A 17,796-nucleotide genomic window follows, 5' to 3' on the forward strand; every position below is an offset into this window, starting at 1 on the left:
CGCGGACCAGGGACCGGTCATTCGTTGTGCGGCAAGGCGTCCCGGATCTGCCGCCGGGAGGTGATCGACAGCTTGGTGAAGACCTTGCGGAGGTGCCACTCCACCGTCCTCGGGCTGAGGAAGAGCCGGGCGCCCACTTCGGGGTTGGAGAAGCCCTCCCGGACGAGCAGGGCGATCTGCCGTTCCTGCGGGGTCAGCTCGTCGCTCGGCGACGCACCGGCGGTGCCCTTCCGCGCCTGTTCCCCGACGGCGACCAGCTCGCCGCGGGCCCGCTCGGCGAACGCCGTCATGCCGATCGAGACGAACATGTCGTGCGCCGTGCGAAGGTGGTGCCGGGCGTCGGCGCGCCGGGTCCGGCGGCGCAGCCACTCGCCGTACAGCAGGTGCGCCCGGGCCAGGTCGGGCCGCAACAACGTCCGGCCCAACCGCTCGATGGCCTCGCGGTAGAGGTCGTCGGCGGCCGTGTTCTCGGCGAGCAAAGCCCGGGAACGGGCCAGGATTCCCCGCGCCCAGTCCGTGTCGCACCCGGCCGCCGCGTCCGCCAGGTGTTCGAGCGCGCGGCGGGCGATCTTGTCGTCGCCCACCCGCACCGCCGCCTCGACGAGCTCGGGCAGCACCCACACCGAGACGATCAGCTGGGCGACCTCGGCGCCGGCCTGGGCCGCCGACAGCGCTTCCTCGTAGCGGCCGAGGCCGTTGTAGAGGACCGCGGCCGCCCAGTGCGCGATCGGCCCGCCGGCCGCGGTGGGCTCCTTGCCCTGCAACGCTTTCAGGATGAGGGGGTGCGGCGGAGCGGGCAGACCGGTGGCGGTGGCGACGGCCTCGGCTTCGGCGAAGGTCGCCGCGGCGGCGGCGAAGTCCCCGGTCACCGACTTCGCCGACCCCAGGCAGGCGAGGTAGACGGGCAGCTCGGTCAGGCTGCCGGTGGTGCGCGCCACCTCGGCGGCTCGCGCGTACGTCTCGCACATGACCTGCTCGTCCCAGGCCGCGGGGCTCACCCCGCAGGCCACCCAGCCCCACTTCAGCAGGTCCGGCGTGGGCACGTCCACGAGCGCGGCCATCGCCGTGCGCAGCGGGCCGATCGCGGCGGCCCGGCCCTCGGTGACGAGCAGCGCGCAGCCCGCGAGCACCAGGTCGAGCGGGCGCGGATCGCCTTCCGGCGGGGGAAGGTCCCGGATCGCCCGGGAGATCGCCACGAGACTCTCGTCGTCCGCGGCCCCCGACGCGGCGGTACCCCACGCGAGCAGGTAGGTCTCCCGCGCGAGAGCCGGGTCGAAGGGCTCCAGCCGCCGCGCGGCGGCCAGCAGCAAGCGGGGGGCCTCGTCGTCGCCCGCCGCGTGCGCGATGCGACCCCGCACCAGGTGGGCTCGCCCGCGGAGGAACTCGCTGTGCGTCTCGGTTTCGGCGAGGTCGGCGAGCCGGCGTGCGCCGGCCAGGTCGCCTGCCCGGACGCTGGCGTCCGCGGCCGCCACGGCACGCTCGGCGCGCCGGGTGGCGTCGACGGTCAGCGCCACGGACCGCTGGAGGAAGGCGGCGTCCGCGGCCAGGCCACCGCGGGCCCGTGCCCGGCCGGCGGACCGCTCGAGCTCCGCGGCGACGAGCTCGTCCGGTTCGGCGGCGGCGGAGGCGAGGTGCCAGGCACGGCGGTCCTCGCCGGACTCCGGGTCGGTGACCTCGGCCAGCGCCAGGTGCACCGCCCGGCGATCCGCGTCGCCGGCGGCCCGGTACACGGCCGATCGCACGAGCGGGTGGCGGAAGGTCACGCGGACGTCGAACGACAGCAGCCCGTCCGTCTCGTCGAGGGCCGCCGACGGCGTGACGCCGAGCCGTTCGACGGCGCGCCACACCACGGTGGGGTCGCCGACCGGCTCGGCGGCGGCGACCAGGAGCAGCAGCCGGGCCTGCTCGGGGAGCTCCTCGATCCGCTTCAGGAAGCTCCGCTCGACCCGGGTGGGCAGCGTGCCGGTGTCCGGCGGGCCGAACCCGCCCTCCGGCCGACCGGCGGGCAGCTCGCGAGGCAGCTCCAGCAGGGCGAGCGGGTTGCCCTTGGCCTCGGCCACGATCCGGTCGCGGACGTGCTGGTCGAGGCCGGCGTGGGCGGCCGAGTCGAGCAGGGCGTGGGCGTCGGCCTCACCGAGCCCGGTGATCTCCAGCTCCGGCAGCCCGAGCAGGTCCGCGCGCCGGTGGCGGGTCGCGAGGACGAAGGCGACCGGCTCCGCCAGCAGCCGGCGGGCCACGAAGCCGACGACCTGCGCCGAGGCGCTGTCCATCGACTGCGCGCTGTCGATCACGCACAGCACCGGACCGTCCGCCGAGACGTCCGACAGGAGACTGAGGACCGCCAGGCCGGCCAGGAACCGGTCCGGCGGGGTGCCCGCTCGCCTCCCGAACACCGTCTCGAGCGCTTCGCGTTGCGGCGTGGGCAGGTCCGCCAGCCGGTCCAGCAGCGGTCCGCACAAGTGGTGCAGGGTGGTGTAAGTCAGCTCCATTTCGGACTCGACGCCGGCCGCGCGCAGGACCCGGACGCCGGTCGCCGCGCTCTCCAGGTACTCCAGCAGTGCCGTCTTGCCGGCGCCCGGCGCGCCGTGCAGGACGAGCACGCGGCTTTCGCCGGTCCGAACGGCCGCGACCAGCTGATCGAGGACACGGCATTCCGATCCCCGCCCCACCAGTCCGGAATGCCCTCGAAACGCCATGGTGGTCCGCTTTCGCCGCGGGTGGTTCTGCGCTGGTCAGCCACGATTATGGCAGCCCGCGACGATCCACCCGGGACGTTCCCACGGGCTAGGCAGCGGCGGCCTTGCCTTTGACCACGGCCTCTTCGAGCGCCTTCGCCCGGGACGCTTCGGCCTTCGGGACCAGCGCGGCCATGGCCGGGTGGAGGTGGGCCCTGGTGAGTTCGGGGACGATGAACTCGACCTTCATCCCCATCGTGCCGCCGAGGACGGCCGTCAGGTAGTTCCGGACGTAGTCGGTGCCCTCGCGGGGCGTGCCCGGTTCGTAGGAGCCGCCGCGGCTGGCGACGACGTGGACCGGGGTGCCGGCGACCGACGAGCCGGGACCGGCGGTCCGCTCCGCGATGACCACGTGGTCCAGCCAGGCTTTCAGGGTCGAGGGGATGGTGAGGTTGTACATCGGCGCGGCGATGAGGACGACGTCGGCGCGCTCCAGCTCCTCGGCCAGTTCGACGCGCCGGGCGAAGGCGGCGGCCTGCTCCGGGGTGTGGGTGGCCGGGTCGGCGAACCCGGCTTCGGCGCCGGCGGTGCCGAGGTGGGGGACCGGCTCGGCGGCGAGGTCGCGGTAGACGACGGTGCCGTCCGGGTGCTGCTCTTCCCAGGCCTTGCGGAAGGCGGCGGTGACCGGCCGGGAGGCGGAGGCGGACTCCGGCCAGACGGACGTGTCCAGGTGCAGCAAGGTGGCCATGACGAACTCCTGATCTGGTGAAGGGAAAGGAAAAGAGGTCAGAGGCCGACGAACGTGACCGTCTCGTCGAGCGGAGCACGGGGCGTGCGGCAAGAGCCGGCCGCGGCGTCCTCGAACCCGATCGACAGGCCGCAGAAGAGGAGAAGTTCCTTCGGCGGCGCCAAGATCTCCGAGACGGTCTCGTGGAACTTCGCCCACGCCATCTGCGGGCAGCTGTGCAGCCCTTCGGCGCGCAGCAGCAGCATGACGGTCTGCAGGTACATCCCGGCGTCGGACCACTGGGGCCGGCACAGGTCGCGGTCGAGGTAGCAGAAGAGGGCCGCCGGGGCGCCGAAACAGTCCCAGTTCGCGGAAGCGGCACGCTGGCGCGCTTCCACGTCCTCCCGCGGGATGCCGAGCGAACCGTACCGCTGCTCGCCGAAGGCGGCCCGGCGCTCGCGGTACGGAGATTTCAGCGCGGCCGGGTACTGCTCGTACTCCGGCTCGTCCCAGGGGTCTCCGGCGGCCAGGCGTTCGCCGGTCCGCTTCTTGAGCTCGGCCAGCGGCGCGCCGGTCAGCACGTAGCTCCGCCAAGGCTGCAGGTTCGAACCGGAAGGAGCCTGCGCGGCGGCGGACAGGACCCGCCGCAGCGTCTCCTCCGGCACGGGCCGGTCGGTGAACCCGCGCACCGCCCGCCGGCTCTCGACCGCCTCGTAGACGTCCATCGTCCGCCTCCCACGTAGTTCGTTACAAGTGAGACGGTATCATTCAATACTTTCTCGGTCGATACTAACGCCCCGCTGGGTGACGGACGCGACTCTCCGGCCGGGGTCAGGCGTCGCGGTTCTCGGGATGGGCGAACCGGGTCAGCAGCTCCGCCAGCCGCTCGGGCTCACCGGGCTCGAGTTCGGCGACCAGGCGTTCGGCCAGCGGTTCCGCGGCGACGTGGGCAGCGTCGAACAGCTCCAGGCCCGCGGGCGTGATCTCCACGGCCCGGGCCCGCCGGTCCCCGGGGACGGCCTTGCGCACGGCCAGGCCCTTGCGTTCCAGGTCGTCGACGACGCGCATGATCCCCGCCTTGTCGGACCCGGTCTCCGCACCGAGGTCCCGCTGCAGGGTGGGCCCACGATCGGCGAGCACGATCAGCACGGCGAAGTGCCGCAGCTCGATGCCGAGCGGCCGCAGCGCCTCGGTCATCACCGCGGCGGCGCGCCAGTGCGCCCGCCGCAGCAGCAGCCCGAGCGCGAAGGGCGAACCATCCCCGGGGCGGTCGGTCGCCCGACGGGGGGTATCAGCGGTCATGCGGGGCACGCTAGCAGCAACGAATCACGCGATACGGTATCGATCGATACCAGATAATCGGAGTCCTGCCGTTGTTCGGCTGTCAGCTGTGCGCCGTGGGTTCCGTCCGGCCGGCGAGGCGGGCTTGCAGGCGCGCGTGGCGGAACTGGTACACGCCGCCGACCTGGCGTAGGACGCCGCGGCGGTGGGCGTCGGCGAGGAAGCCCATCAAATGCCACGGGAGGTGGCCTCGAGCGGCGAGCAACAGGCGCATCATCGTGAACGCACCCCACGCGCGGGCGAGGCACACGGCGAGCCCGACCGCTAGCCCGAACAGGATTCCGGCGATGACCGCCTGCGTGGCGCTGGTGGCGCGCGGGAGCTCCTGACCACCGACGACCGCGCCCGCCAGCCCGTAGGCGATGCTTCCCGCGGTACCGAGCATGAAACGGCCGAGCAGCCCGGAAGCCAGGCCGGTGGCCAGCGCCAGCACCAGGTCGAAACTGCCGCCCAGAACCGTGAGGAACCGGGTCTCGTTGGTGAGGGCGAAGGCGATCCCCCAGAACGGGCCCATGCACATCATGAACGACAGGGTGTAGGCGAGAGCCGCGGTCCGGTCGCTGCGCAGCACGGTGGCCGGGCTGGTCACCGTGCCGGCGTCGATCGGGGTGTCCAGCCAGACGTGGGGTGCGATGCCCAGCCCGAACACCACGGCGAGCAGGGCGATGACGGGCGGTGAAAGCGACCAGCCCAGGGCGAGCAGGCTGACGGCGACGGCGCCGGCGAGGAACCGCCGGAGGAAACGGCTGGTCGTCCGGTGGAAGCGGAGTTCCACCCGAAGTGGGCCTGGCCGCTCACCGATGGTGTGCGCCAACCAGCCCGCGAGACCGAACGACAGGCCATAGACGAGGCCGGCGATCGGGCCGGCGGCGACCCAGCCGGTCGCCGCGAACAGCAGTGCGGGTGGCAGGCCGAGGTAGCGCCCGGCGACGTGGCGGGGCATCAACCGGTCGAGACGCCACCAGGCGAGGTCGCGGGTCTGCTGGTCCTGCAACCGCCGGGCGAGGAAACGGAGCCACCGCTCGGCCTGCTGCGGGTCGTAGGTCCGCGGCGTGACCGGCCGGCCGTGCGGAGCGGGTGGTGTAGGGCGATGTGTGTAGCTGGCGGGGAGGTAGGCGTCCAGAAGGTGGTCTTCGATCAGCTCCGGACCGCCGAACCGGTCGGTGTCGCACAGTTCGCCGGGATCCGTTTTCGGGTGGGCGTAGGCGGTTCTGGCCAGGTCGACCATCAGCGGGGTGCGCAGCGCCAGCGCGAGCGGGCTGTCCGGCTGCCGGCGCAGCCGCTGCTCGACGGGCTGCCACCGGGTCTCGCCGGCTCTCGTCCGCGCGGTCAGGAACTCGATGGCGGCCTCGGCCTCGACCGGCTCGATCTCCACCACGGCGGCTCTGGCGATGACGGAACCGCTCTGTGTCACGGCTTGCTCGTACTCCGTGGCGCGGCAGGTCACCACCAGCGGACTGCCGTCGGCGACGGCGCGGTCGAGTGCGTCGATGGCGGCGGCGTGCAGCGCGGGCGGTATCTCGTCGAGGCCGTCCAGCACGGGGACGATCTTGCGGTCCGACACCAGCCGGGTCGCCGCGTCGGCGCCGTACACAGCCTTGTTGCCGAGGCCGGGATAGTCCTCGACCAGTTTGGTGGCCAGCCACTGCCACAGGTGCTCCCGGTGCGGATTCCAGGACGCCAGCGGCAGCAACACCGGTACCGGTTCCCCCTCGCACCGGTCGGCGAGCAGTCCGAGGGTGAACAGCATCGCCAGGACGGACTTGCCGGCGCCTGGGTCGCCGAGGACGACCAGCTGGCGGGAGGGCACCTGCCGGAACTTGGCGACGACGTCGCGGAGGTCACCGCTGAACACGAGTCGTTCGCCCCGGCTCGCGACGTCGCGGCGGGGGAGCGCGGCCCCGGCGGTGACCGGCCGTCCGGTGCTCCTCCAGGTGAGCGGGACGGGTTCGGGCCGGTTGAGCGATCGCAGCTCGACCTCGGCCGTCCACTGCCGGGCGACGGCCGCCGCGAGCTGCCGCGGTACGCGATCGGCTGCCACCGGCGTGACGCCGGTGGCGGGCGATGGCTTGCCGCGCGCCCCGGCGAGGATGCGTGCCTGCTGCGCTCGCAGTTCGGGCCCGGGTTCCACGCCGAGCTCGTCGACCAACCTGGCGCGCAGGGCGCTGAACACCGCGAGCGCGTCGGCCGGCCGGCTGCAGCCGTCGAGCGCCGCCATCAGCTGCCTGTGCATGCGCTCGCGCAGCGGGTGGAGGGCGACCAGCTCGCCCAGCTCTTCGACGACAGCCTGATGTTCACCCAGCTGGAGCTGCCACTCGGCACACGCCTCGACGGCGTTGTACCGCTGCTCGTTCAGTTTGGTGATGGGCCCGGCCAGCGCGACCGCGTCCAATCCGTCGAGGGCGGGGCCACGCCACAGCCGCAACGCGTCGCGGGCGGTGTCGACCGCCCGCCGCAGGCTGTTCTCGGCCGCGAACTGTTGCGCCACAGCCATGCCACGTTGGAACCGGATGGCGTCGAGCTCGTCGTCCACGATCGACAGCCGGTAACCGGGTCCGTCCGTGACGATGAAGTCGCGTTCGCGGCCCAGCCGCTCACGAAGCACCGACACGCAGTTCCGGATCTGCTTCGTGGCTGTCATGGGTGGTTCGTCGTGCCAGACCGCATCGGCCAATCGCGCGATGGACACCACGGAGTTCGGTGCGAGCAGGAGCGCGGCCAGTACCCGTTGATGCCGCGGGCTCGGCAACGTCACCCTGCCTGCGTCGGTCCAGACCTCCAGCGTTCCGAGCACGCGGAAATCCATGAGGCGGCCTCATCCCCCAAAACGTGTGTTGCGCACACCGGATGCTAGCTCACCAGCGGGTGTACCCGGCAGATCCGCGCCGGTGGGCTTCGCCGGCGAAGCGGTCCGGACGGGCAAGCTTGGCAAGGAAAACGGGCACTGATAGTCGATTACCGGTCCTTCTGGTGCGTCGTGGCCACGGCCGCCGATAGAGTGCAATGGTCATGGACTCGTTCCTCTTGCGTCAGTATATTCTTCATCTTCGTTCTTGACGTTCTCAAGTGCTCGACAATGGTCTGCGCAATCTTAAAGACTCGGGAAACGACAACGGGTTGCGCGTTTCCGTCGGTGACAAATGGAGTTCGCATGCTGTTCAGTGACGGGAAAGTACGCGCCGACTATGCGGATTTCGTGGACCGTCAGATCGCCGCTGTCCGCCGTGTCCACGCGGGCGAAGAGGATCTTCCCGCCTTGCACGCGGACAAACTCGTTCGAACGCTGGTCGCCGCCGCGGATTCCCGGCAGTTCGGGAGCGTCCTGGCCGGCTGGCGCGACGAGGAGACCGTGGTGCGGGCACGTGCCGACGAGCCGGCAGTCTTTGTCGAGAAGATGCTGGCAGAACTCGCCGTCCTCAGTCAGGCGGAATTCCGGTCCGGTTCGAGTGCGGTGTTCACCCGCCCGATAGGCGAGTTCCTGCACTACTACGAATCCTCGGGAACCACCGGCGACCCGGTGGCCGCGCCCAAGGCACTGGACGACCTCGCCGCGAACACGATCAACATCGGCGAGATGTGGCGCCGGGTGCTCACCCCGGCGGACTCCGCCCTGATCCTGATCAACGGCCCGTTCGCGCCGGCCGGGTACCAGTTCGAAAAGGTGATGGAGTACCTGGGGGTGCTCTCGCTCCGCTTGTGGGTCGACAACGTCACCGGCGACTACACCCGGATCCTGCGGTTGCTGCGTGAACTCTCGGTCAGCACCTATGTGGGTTCCCCTTCGCGTCTGCTGGAGATGCTGCATTTCGCGTACCGGCACGGAGAGCCGCTGCCGCGGTTCCGCCGGTTGCTGCTCATGGCCGAGCAGGCCGGCCCGTCGCTGCTGCGGCATCTGGAGCGGCTGACGGGGGCGAAAGCCTTCGTGGGCAGTTTCGGCTCATCGGAGACGGGCACGACGGCGGCCACTTGTGAGCAGGGCAGGTTGCACCTCCAGGTGCAGAGCTACCTGTTCGAGCTGGCCGACTCCCGGGGGATCCGGCCGGTCCGCGGCGATCGGGACGAAGGCGAGCTGGTGGTCACCTGTCTCGACCTGCGCGCACGTCCCCTGCTGCGCTACCGGACCGGTGACCTGGTCGAGGTGACCGGGACCCCCTGCCCGTGCGGGGTGGCACTCCCGGTGGTGCGGACGCTGGGGCGCGTGCACGACGTCATGCGCCTCGGTGGCGACGGCGTCCGCCAGGAGGACGTGGAATCGGTGTTGTGGGCGGAAAACAGCCCCGAACCAGGGCACTTCACCGTCCTCAACTACATGCTCGTCCTTCGCGGCTCCGATGTCGTATGCCTGCTCACCACCGATCGCGAACCGGAGGCGCCCAGCCTCGACGCGGTACGACGGCGTCTGGCCGGCCTGTTCGACGGCCGCAACCTTTCCGTGCGGACAGTCCCGGCGCTGCCGCCGCTGGCTTCCCTCGGTTCGTACCTCGGCTGGAAGCTCTCACGACTGGTCGATCTGGACGACCCCGCCATGACCGACCGGCTTCCGCCGCCCATCGCGGAGGTCGTCCGCGTCTCGCTCGCCGAGATCGAAGCCTCCACCGGCCTGCGGCCGGCGATTCCCCTGACCGAAGGAACCCGATGAGCTCTCCCGAACCCGGACTCGCCATGACCGACGCGGAGAAGACCCAGTTCGTCCTCGGCGTCTACTTCCGGACACAGGCGGCGATCGAGAAGTACCTCGGCGCCGACGGGCTGCCCGCGTGGACCGACCGGGTGGCAAGCATCAACTCCGCGGCCATGCTCAACCGCATCGAGGACCCGGCCGACCGCGCGCGTGATCTGCTGACCGGGCTGGCCACCATGCTCGACGTCTACGGCTCCGACACGGTCCGGACCGACGAGCCGCGCAGCACTTCACTCGCCGTCCGCCGCTGCGGTATCTATGACTACCGCGAGCGCGCGCAGGAGCAGGGCGTCGAATTGACCCTGCGGCGGCCGTGTGAATACTGCGTCGATCTGCATCACCGGACGGCGGACAAGCTCGGCGTCACGGTGGAGCACGAGCTGGGCGAGCGCAGCTGCCACTGGACCGTGCAGGTGCCGGAAGCCGGACCCGGGAACGACCTCCCGTGACCGCGGCCGACACCCTGCCGCTGCCGTACCGGCGTGCCGCGGGATGCCCGTTCGACCCGGATCCCGAATTCGCCGAGCTCCGCACCACGCGGCCGGTGTCACGGGTGTCGATCAACGGCGGCGACGAGGTCTGGCTCATCACCCGGTTCGACGACGCACGCCGAGTGCTCGGCGACGCCCGGTTCAGCAGTGAGCTGACACCGCTCGGGATCGTGCTGCCGAAGCCGGAGGACCGGACGTTGGCCGACGAGCTGCGATCGCAGCAACCGGGGACGTTCATCGAATGCGATCCGCCGGAGCACACCCGGCTGCGGCGCATGATCGCGGGCGAGTTCACCGAACAGCGCATGCGCGCCCTGCGGCCGAGATTCACCGAAATCGTCGAGGAGCGGCTCGACGCGATGGCCGCCGCCGGACCGCCGGCCGACCTGGTCGCCTTGTTCGCCCTTCCGGTGCCCTCGATGCTCATCTGCGAACTGCTCGGCCTCGACGCGGACGGGTTCGACTTCGCCGGCCTGACCGCGATCATGACTGACGTCATGTCGAGCCTCGAAACCCTGATCCCGGCCCGTGACGCGCTGCGCGCCGGGATGCGCGCTCACGTCCTGGCCACCAGGGCCGATCCCGGCGACAACCTGCTGGGGAGAGTGATTCGGCGGTACGGCTCGGAGGTGACCGACGAAGAACTCGTGGGGATCGGCAACCTGTTGCTGGTCGCCGGCCACGAGACCACGGCCAACATGCTCGGCATCGGCACGTTGGCCCTGCTGCGTCACCCCGCGCAGCTCGCCCGGCTCCGCGACGATCCGGCGATCGTCCAGTCCGCTGTGGACGAATTGGTCCGGTACGTCTGCATCCCGCACCACGGCGAGATACGCACGGCCACGGCCGACGTGCTGGTGAACGGGACGTTGATCCGCCGCGGCGAGCAGGTGCTCGTGTCGCTGCCTTCGGCGAACCGCGACCCGGCCCGGTTCGAGCGGCCGGACGAGCTGGACTTCGACCGGCCGCCACGGACCCACCTCGCCTACGGGTACGGCATCCATCACTGCGTGGGCCTGCCGCTGGCCAGGATGGAGATGCATGTCGCGTTTCCCGCCTTGCTGAAGAGGTTCCCGTCACTGAAGCTCGCGATCGGCTTCGACGAGGTGTCCTACCGCCGGTCCAATGTGACCTATGGCGTCCGTTCGCTGCCGGTCACCTGGTAGCGCGTTCACGATGACAGGAGCAGCAGTGCCCAACATCGCGAAGGTACTGGCGAGGGTCGTGGTGGACGACCTGGACAAGGCCATACCGCTCTACCAGGCACTTTCCGGTGCCGAGGAGGTGCAGAAGTTCGGTCACGGCACCGTGGAACTGGCCAGTGTCGGCCCTTTCCTGCTGCTGCGGGCAGAAGGTGCCGAGGGCTACACCGACCGGACCGCGACCATCCTCGTGTTCGACGTCGCACCTGTCGTCCGGGACATCGAACTGGCCGGCGGCGAGATCATCGAGGGGCCGTCGCCAGGGCCCAACGGGGAACGGCTGGTGGCAAGGCATCCGGACGGTTCGGTCTTCGAATACATCGCCGTCCCGAACGCCTGAGGGCAGTTCGTGGAGGACAAGCAACGGGGAAGCCCATGGTTGGCGCAATCGCCCACCAGGTTCGGCATCAGCCTGCCGCAGGACCGGACTCGGGCCGCAGCCGTGTGAGCGCCTCGCCGGTCGCGCCGTCGAACGGCACCGAACTGTGTTCGTGGACGATCTTCCAGCCCTGGTCGTCGCGGCGGAGCCCGGCGGTGGAACGTACCCACATCGCCACGTCGGTTCCGTCCAGCATGGTCCCGCGTACGTGGAACAGGAAGGACGCGAACGCGACGTCGCCGTCGGCGACCACGTCCAGGTCGCGGATGTCCAGCTCGATCGCGGACCGGTAGGCGCCGAACCACTCCCGCAGCCGGGCCCGTTCCGCGTCCCGGCCGGTGTCGCGGAGGGGACCGACCGCGTCGAACAGCGTGACGTCCTCGGCGTAGCAGGCCAGGAGGGCGTCCAGGTCCTTCGCCGCCACCGCCGCGACGCGGGCCTCGATCACCGCCCGCGGGCCGGCGCTCACTTCAGCTCCTCGCCGAGCTTGTCCAGCCAGGCACTGGTGCCCTGCTCGCGCCAGGCGGGTTCTTCCGCGCCGTCGAGGAAGGTGCCTTGCTCGGTGAGAACCAGCCGGGTACCGCCGGCGTCGGGGAGCAGCTCGATCGTCGTCGTCGAGATGGTGGCGAGGGTGTCGCCGCCGGTCAGCGTGGTGGAGTAGACGATCCGCTCGTCGGGGATGATGTCGTGGTAGGTCGAGGAGGCTTCCAGCTTGTTCCCGTTCGGCGCGGTGCCCGTGGTGACCTCGCGGCCGCCGGTGCGGAAGTCCAGTTCGTGGGTTTCCCCGCCGAACCAGCGGGCTTTCGCGGCGGGGTCCGCCCAGGCGCCGAATACCCGCGCGGGGGTCGCGTTGTAGGTGCGTTCCAGGGTGAACGTGGCGTGCGTGACGGTCATGAGGCATTTCCTTCCGAGTCACCTGGCTCGAGGAAGTCCCCGAGCCGGTCGAGCTTGCTTTCCCACGCGGTGCGCTGGTGTCCGAGCCAGTGCTCGCCGGCGCGGAGAACCGACGGTTCGATCCGGCAGGTGCGCACCCGGCCGACCTTCTCCGAGCGCACGATCCCGGCCGTTTCGAGTACCTGCAGGTGTTGCACGACGGCCGCGAGCGACATCGGCAGCGGCGCGGCCAGCTCACTGACCGACGCCGGACCGCGCACGAGCCGCTCCACCAGGGCACGCCGCGTCCGGTCTCCCAGCGCGCGGAACACCAGGTCCAGCGACTCACCATGGTTAAGCATGTACTTAAGTTATCCCCGGCAGGGCCCATTGGTCAAGTAACTACTTAAGTTTTTTGCGCGCACATCGGCGTGAGCGTGCGACCGCAGGACGACCGGTCAGCGCATGAGCGGATGGGGGACCAGGCGGTTCAGGCGAGGTCCTGGGGGTGCAGCACGATGCGTCCGTGGGTCTTGCGGTCGGCCAGGGCCTGGTAGGCGTCGCGCACGGCGGTGAGCGGGTATGTTGCGGCGATGGGGATGTGCAGGTCGCCGGTGGCGGCGAGGGTGGCCAGTTCGGCGAGTGCCGGTGGTCCGCCGGCGTCGGTCGTTCCGAGGGATTTGACGCCCTTCTCTTTTGCTCCGCGGTAGTCGACGACGGTGTCGATGCGGTCTGCCGGAACGCCGAGGTCGATGGCGAGGTCGATGGCGAGGTCGAGGTAGCCACCGCCGACGGTGTCGATGAAGGCGTCGGCTCGGTCGGTCGCGGCGAGGATCCGTTCCCGTTCGCCGTCGCCGTACCGGACGGGCTCGATGCCATGGTGCCGGAGCAGGTCGAAATGTGCGTTGCTGGTCAGGCCGATCACCCTCGCTCCGGCACGGAGTGCGAGCTGTGCGGCGGTGAACCCGACGCCGCCCGAGGCGCCCGAGATCACGATGGTCTCGCCTGCCCGGGGTTCGACCGCCCGGATGGCGCCGAGGCCCGCCATCGGTGTGGTGGAGAGCGAGCCCGCCGCGTCCCAGGAGAGGTCGTGGGGCTTGCGCACCAGCTGGTCTGCGGGGATGGCGACGAACTGGGCGTGGGCGTCCCAGCTCTGCAGCCGGCCCAGCACCGCGTCACCGACGGCGAAGCCGAGCACGTCGGCACCGACCGCCACGATCTCACCGGCGAGATCGCGGCCCGGCGTGTACGAACTGCCGTGCAGCGCCGGTAGTGCCCCGGGGTTGAGCGCACCGGCTTCGACCCGCACGACCACTTCGCCCGCGCCGGCCACGGGCTCGGGGACGTCCGCGAGGTAGATCCCGTCGATGCCCGAAAAACGGTCGTAACGTACTGCTTTCATCGTGTCTCCTGATTTGCGCGTGATTCGAGCCGGCCGGATCGCGTGTGCGGACACTCAGGTTCGGCGCAGGAGTGGCATGAGGACGTCGTCGACGAGATGCGCAACGAAGGCGGTATCGCACGGTTCGCCCACGACCATGATGCGATGCATGATCATCGCAGGGGCGACCTCGGCGAACAGTGCTGCTGCCCCGGGCGTCAGCTGTTCGGCCGCATGGTGAACAAGTCCGTCCGTCATCGCGGTCTCGTCCCGCCGCAGGATCTGCCGCATCTCCTGGGCGAGCCGCGCGTCGGTGCGCATGCCGGCGAACATGGCCGCGAGCAGACCTGCGTCTTGTTCGGAAATGCTCCGCGCGAGCCAGGTTGCCAGGGAATGCACGTCCTCCCGAAGGCTCTTTCCTCCTGGCTGCGGAGGCTTCGCGGGCGCGCGGCGCTCGACCGCCGCGGTGACCAGCGCCGCCTTGTCGCGGTACCGGCGGTAGATCGTCGTCTTCGCTGCCCCGGAACGCGCAGCCACCGCCTCGATCGAGAGCTGCTCGTACCCCACCTCGGTCAGCAGTGACAGTGTCGCGTCAAGAATGACCAGGTCGCGCGTGTGATCCCGGGGCCGTCCCGTCGCCGGGGGCTGAGTCGTGTCGCTGGCCACCGCGCTCATCCGCTCCTTTCGCTACGCTACCGTCGCGTATCGAAAGTACCTCGAGCCTGTTCTGGCCCGCAACCCGCCCTGCCTCGGCCGTGGAAAACCGATCACGCGTCGCGCTCCCCGGCATGAGCGTGCGTTGCGCTCGCATGGCGTGGTGTGTGGGATGGTCGAGAGGTGGCGAGACGTGCTGAGGAGTTCGACCGCTGGTATGCGGATCGGGTCGATTCGCCGGTGGCCGATGACCTTGTGCGGCGCGTGCTCGGGCTTCCGCCGGGCCTGCAATCCACCAGCCTGCTGAGCGGAGCCGGGCTCGATGAGGTCGTGGCGCAGCTCGCGGCTCCTCAAGCGGATGTTCGGTGGCTGTCGGCAGTTGGTGCTGTGGCGCCAACTGCCGACAGCACGGCGTCAGCACCCGTTATTCAGGCAGAGCGTTCTGGGCCATGCGCTGCCGGCCGATCCGGGCTGCCTGCCGCACGACGGAGAACCCGTAGGCGGTCATCTCACGCTCGTAGCCGGCCAGAGCCTCGGCCAGGGGCAGGCAGCCGTCGACGACTTCCTTGAGCGCGCGACCGAGCAGGGCGCCATCCCGCATCGCGACGTTGGCCCCTCGCCCCAAAGTGGGGGTCATCGCGTGGATCGCGTCGCCGAGCAGGGTGACGCGGGCAGGCGCGTCCAGCGTGGCAGGCACACTGGTGGACATCTCGACGAGGAAGAACGAGGCGGCGTCCGCGTTGCCGACGATCTCGGCGGCACCGCCGGGCCAGTCCTGGAGGAGCCCGGCGGCGATCCCGCGCAGTTGCTCCGCCGGAAGCGCACGCATCGCCGCGGCGGTGGCAGGAAAGAACTCGTGGCGGCCGCCGACGATGGTCACCACGTAGTCGTCCTGATCGGACATGCTCGTCCCCGGTGCGAACCGCTGTGCGGCCTGGGCGGGGGAGGTCGGGAAGCGCACCGAACCGAGCCCGAGGAAGACTTTCCGTTCGTCCGAGGCGGTTGTGAAGACGTCGGTGAGGGTCTCGACCGGTACCAGCGGTTCGGCGACGGCCATCGGTAGGCGTCCGTAGATCGCGGTGATGCCCGCGTCGACGGTCTCGCATCGCGGGGCCCTGTGCCGGCGGACGGTCGAACGGATACCGTCCGCGCCGACCAGGACGTCACCGCGCTCCGTGGAGCCGTCGGTGAAGTACGCGGTCACCCCTTCGGCGGTGTTTTCGTAGCGCTGCAACCTCTTGCCGAAGTGCACCGCGTCTTCCAGGCCGGCGAGCAGGACCTGGCGCAGGGTCGCCCGGTCGACGTTCGCGTGGACGGCGGGGCCGTCGTGTGCGGGCCAGACCTGGCCGTGGTCATCCCGCGCCGGCAGGCGTTTGAGGACCGACAGGTCGGTGCCCAGGATCGTGGTGAACGGCTCGGTGTACTGGGCCGTCGCCTCGAACACGGCGTACAGTTGGGCTGGGAGCACCTCTCGCGCGGCGTTGATCGCGTCGGCGTCCAGGTGCAGGCGGTAGCCCTGCGGCCGGTCCCACGGGCCCGCGTCGCGTTCGAAGACCGCGACGTCGATTCGGTGTCCCCGCAGCGACTGCGCAAGGGTGAGGCCGCCGAGACCGGCGCCAACGACAAGAACCTTCAGCTCAGACATGATCCGTCCCTTGTTCGTGATCGACAAAGGACGTACAGGTGGCCCATGACCGGGCACTTGCACGAACACCGGAACGTCACCCGGACTACCTACCGGGCAGTGGCTTTCGTACGTCGTGGTGGATCGTAATGCCCGGTGGCGCGCTCGACAAGCCGGGCTGACCGTGGCATGTCGGTGCCACCAACCCGCCCGAACTGGGTGAGCTTCATGGACTGCCGCGTCCGGCGGGAACTCTAGAACAGGCGACGGTCGTTGCTTCTGCGGTCGTCTTGGACGAGGTGCGGGTCGTACACGCCTGAGCGTGCGGTGCGGCGCCACCGTCGTGCGAAGTTGTCCGGGCCGTTGTCGAGATCGACGATCGCGATGGCGGGCTTGCCGGTCTCGCGGCAGCGCACGACCCATCGGCCTGCGGGAGAAAGCACGCCGGAGGCGACATCCTGTGTGGGGCCGGCGTAGCTGACCCAGTAGCTGTTGGTGGCGGCGTGCGCCTGCGCCTGGGTGGCGAAGTCCCCGTCGTCGGTTTGCCGGCCGGGTCCCGCTGTGGAGAACAGGACGCAGTCGACGTCGAGTCGTTCGTACTCGATGAACAGCTCGGGGAAGTGGACCTCCATGCCGAGCAGGAGCCCGAACCGCAGCCCGTCGACGTCGAAGGTCACCGGAGCCGACCCCGGCGTGTACATGTGCGTGACCTTCGTGTTCGACAGCATGCGCTCGTCGTAGCGCGTGACGACTTCTCCCCGGTCGGAGATGACGTACAAGCTGTTGTGCGGGCGGTGTGGCGGGGTCAGGCAGTGCACCGAGCCCACCACGGTCCAAAGCCTGAGTTTCCGGGCGAGTTCCGCGATTGCGGCCAGTTCCTGGCGCAGCACACCCCATTCGAACCGGGTCCAGTCCGCCGGCCCGACCTTGTCCGGGCCCTCGACGGACATGATCCGCTTGTGCGGAGAACAGGTCGCGCCCTCGGGGAAGTGCACGAGTGCCGCACCCGCCTCGTGCGCCTCGCGCATCAGCCGGCGTATGTCGCTCCCGCTGTCCCGCAGCCCCGCGCTGTCGCGAGGATCTTCGCGGAGAACAGCCTGCGCCACGGCCAGCCGCAGCCGTTTCGTTTCCGCCGTGACATCTTCTCCCGGAGCTTGCCGGAAGTGCCGGAGAGCAGTCGTGTAGGACTGGCCGGTCTTGGTCGCGCGGGCGCGAACCCTGCGTTTGAAGTTCCTGTTCGCCGTCATCGAAGCCCTTCCGCGGCTCGGACGGAGGTTCCCCCAGCGAACACCACGTCCGAGTCGGACAAGGCCAACGACTGCGACCCGAGACGAGAAGTCCCTTTGCCTCCCATGCGGGACTGCGCTGGGGGCAGTCGACGGAGGTCCGGCGTGAGCCACGCCGGAGATCACCGTAGCACGGCACACAGCACAGGGAGGCCGAGGCGCTGTCATCGGCATTGGCGGACGTTGGGCGGCACCACGTTCCCCATGAGGCGACCTACTTCAACCTGTGGGCGACCTGGGACGGGATCCGGCGTGACCAGGATCCGGGACGCGCTTCCCGGCCGGGGCCCCGACATCCCTGTACGGCGGCGAGCGACTCGTCGCGGCCTGGCCGGCGAAGCAGGGGACTGCATGGTGACCGCGTTTCGTCGTGATCTTGCGGCGTCGCGCTCGATGAAGAAAACCGGCAATGGGTTTGTGCTCAAGGTGCACATTGCGGATGTGGCTGGTCGGACCACGTCGTGGTTCACTGGGAACCGGAA

The 17,796-nt window shown here is 70.2% G+C and carries 16 protein-coding genes; 4 read left to right on the forward strand and 12 right to left on the reverse strand.

Annotated features, from left to right (window positions below):
* Nucleotides 1-17: 17 nt before the first annotated feature.
* From CF165_RS26080 to CF165_RS26100, 5 genes are all read right to left on the reverse strand, one after another.
* Nucleotides 18-2,669, reverse strand: a complete 2,652-nt coding sequence (locus CF165_RS26080) for a helix-turn-helix transcriptional regulator (RefSeq protein WP_240521792.1) — start codon at nt 2,667-2,669, stop codon at nt 18-20.
* Between the two features lie 115 nt (nt 2,670-2,784).
* Nucleotides 2,785-3,423, reverse strand: coding sequence for an FMN-dependent NADH-azoreductase (locus CF165_RS26085; RefSeq protein WP_093950204.1), 639 nt, complete (start codon nt 3,421-3,423; stop codon nt 2,785-2,787).
* Between the two features lie 38 nt (nt 3,424-3,461).
* The gene (locus tag CF165_RS26090; protein ID WP_093950205.1) at nt 3,462-4,127 is read right to left on the reverse strand and encodes a nitroreductase; all 666 of its coding nucleotides are present in this window, start codon (nt 4,125-4,127) and stop codon (nt 3,462-3,464) included.
* A 106-nt stretch (nt 4,128-4,233) separates the two neighbouring features.
* Entirely contained in the window at nt 4,234-4,704 is a 471-nt protein-coding gene (locus CF165_RS26095; protein WP_093950206.1) for a MarR family winged helix-turn-helix transcriptional regulator, read from the reverse strand.
* 82 nt (nt 4,705-4,786) lie between these two features.
* Complete coding sequence (locus CF165_RS26100; protein WP_240521793.1) at nt 4,787-7,537, reverse strand: BTAD domain-containing putative transcriptional regulator; 2,751 nt, start codon at nt 7,535-7,537, stop codon at nt 4,787-4,789.
* Between the two features lie 183 nt (nt 7,538-7,720).
* On the opposite strand from CF165_RS26100, the gene CF165_RS26105 reads away from it, so the two are divergent.
* The 4 genes from CF165_RS26105 (at nt 7,721) to CF165_RS26120 (ending at nt 11,457) form a co-directional block, all read left to right on the forward strand.
* On the forward strand, nt 7,721-9,382 hold the full coding sequence (locus tag CF165_RS26105; RefSeq protein WP_143268663.1) for a phenylacetate--CoA ligase family protein: 1,662 nt from the start codon (nt 7,721-7,723) through the stop codon (nt 9,380-9,382).
* Complete coding sequence (locus CF165_RS26110; RefSeq protein ID WP_143268664.1) at nt 9,379-9,873, forward strand: hypothetical protein; 495 nt, start codon at nt 9,379-9,381, stop codon at nt 9,871-9,873. The genes CF165_RS26105 and CF165_RS26110 overlap by 4 nt, the downstream gene beginning before the upstream one ends.
* Entirely contained in the window at nt 9,870-11,081 is a 1,212-nt protein-coding gene (locus tag CF165_RS26115) for a cytochrome P450 (RefSeq protein ID WP_093950210.1), read from the forward strand. The genes CF165_RS26110 and CF165_RS26115 overlap by 4 nt, the downstream gene beginning before the upstream one ends.
* A gap of 61 nt (nt 11,082-11,142) precedes the next feature.
* Complete coding sequence (locus CF165_RS26120; RefSeq protein ID WP_240521794.1) at nt 11,143-11,457, forward strand: VOC family protein; 315 nt, start codon at nt 11,143-11,145, stop codon at nt 11,455-11,457.
* Between the two features lie 67 nt (nt 11,458-11,524).
* Here the strand turns inward: CF165_RS26120 and CF165_RS26125 are convergent, their stop codons facing one another.
* The 7 genes from CF165_RS26125 to CF165_RS26155 all read right to left on the reverse strand — a co-directional run bounded on the left by CF165_RS26125 (nt 11,525) and on the right by CF165_RS26155 (nt 17,275).
* A complete protein-coding gene (locus CF165_RS26125) occupies nt 11,525-11,965 on the reverse strand; it encodes a YybH family protein (RefSeq protein ID WP_093950212.1) in 441 nt (146 codons plus the stop codon).
* Complete coding sequence (locus CF165_RS26130; RefSeq protein WP_093950213.1) at nt 11,962-12,390, reverse strand: SRPBCC family protein; 429 nt, start codon at nt 12,388-12,390, stop codon at nt 11,962-11,964. Before CF165_RS26130 ends, CF165_RS26125 begins: the two co-directional genes overlap by 4 nt.
* Nucleotides 12,387-12,731 (reverse strand): ArsR/SmtB family transcription factor, encoded by a 345-nt coding sequence (locus tag CF165_RS26135; protein WP_093950214.1) that lies wholly within the window; start codon nt 12,729-12,731, stop codon nt 12,387-12,389. The genes CF165_RS26130 and CF165_RS26135 overlap by 4 nt, the downstream gene beginning before the upstream one ends.
* 128 nt (nt 12,732-12,859) lie before the next feature.
* The gene (locus CF165_RS26140) at nt 12,860-13,771 is read right to left on the reverse strand and encodes an NADP-dependent oxidoreductase (protein ID WP_093950215.1); all 912 of its coding nucleotides are present in this window, start codon (nt 13,769-13,771) and stop codon (nt 12,860-12,862) included.
* A gap of 54 nt (nt 13,772-13,825) precedes the next feature.
* Complete coding sequence (locus CF165_RS26145) at nt 13,826-14,425, reverse strand: TetR/AcrR family transcriptional regulator (protein ID WP_093950216.1); 600 nt, start codon at nt 14,423-14,425, stop codon at nt 13,826-13,828.
* Between the two features lie 403 nt (nt 14,426-14,828).
* Complete coding sequence (locus CF165_RS26150) at nt 14,829-16,049, reverse strand: FAD-dependent oxidoreductase (RefSeq protein WP_093950234.1); 1,221 nt, start codon at nt 16,047-16,049, stop codon at nt 14,829-14,831.
* Nucleotides 16,050-16,282: 233 nt separating this feature from the next.
* Nucleotides 16,283-17,275 (reverse strand): carbon-nitrogen hydrolase family protein, encoded by a 993-nt coding sequence (locus CF165_RS26155; protein ID WP_093950217.1) that lies wholly within the window; start codon nt 17,273-17,275, stop codon nt 16,283-16,285.
* Nucleotides 17,276-17,796 lie beyond the last annotated feature (521 nt).

Source organism: Amycolatopsis vastitatis, assembly GCF_002234595.1.
Classification (GTDB): domain Bacteria; phylum Actinomycetota; class Actinomycetes; order Mycobacteriales; family Pseudonocardiaceae; genus Amycolatopsis; species Amycolatopsis vastitatis.

Bases quoted from the DNA above. Each gene is read 5' to 3' on its own strand.
- CF165_RS26145 (WP_093950216.1), bottom strand. From the start codon at position 14,425: ATGAGCGCGGTGGCCAGCGACACGACTCAGCCCCCGGCGACGGGACGG.
- CF165_RS26140 (WP_093950215.1), bottom strand. From the start codon at position 13,771: ATGAAAGCAGTACGTTACGACCGTTTTTCGGGCATCGACGGGATCTAC.
- CF165_RS26130 (WP_093950213.1), bottom strand. From the start codon at position 12,390: ATGACCGTCACGCACGCCACGTTCACCCTGGAACGCACCTACAACGCG.
- CF165_RS26135 (WP_093950214.1), bottom strand. From the start codon at position 12,731: ATGCTTAACCATGGTGAGTCGCTGGACCTGGTGTTCCGCGCGCTGGGA.
- CF165_RS26090 (WP_093950205.1), bottom strand. From the start codon at position 4,127: ATGGACGTCTACGAGGCGGTCGAGAGCCGGCGGGCGGTGCGCGGGTTC.
- CF165_RS26155 (WP_093950217.1), bottom strand. From the start codon at position 17,275: ATGACGGCGAACAGGAACTTCAAACGCAGGGTTCGCGCCCGCGCGACC.
- CF165_RS26110 (WP_143268664.1), top strand. From the start codon at position 9,379: ATGAGCTCTCCCGAACCCGGACTCGCCATGACCGACGCGGAGAAGACC.
- CF165_RS26150 (WP_093950234.1), bottom strand. From the start codon at position 16,049: ATGTCTGAGCTGAAGGTTCTTGTCGTTGGCGCCGGTCTCGGCGGCCTC.
- CF165_RS26085 (WP_093950204.1), bottom strand. From the start codon at position 3,423: ATGGCCACCTTGCTGCACCTGGACACGTCCGTCTGGCCGGAGTCCGCC.
- CF165_RS26095 (WP_093950206.1), bottom strand. From the start codon at position 4,704: ATGACCGCTGATACCCCCCGTCGGGCGACCGACCGCCCCGGGGATGGT.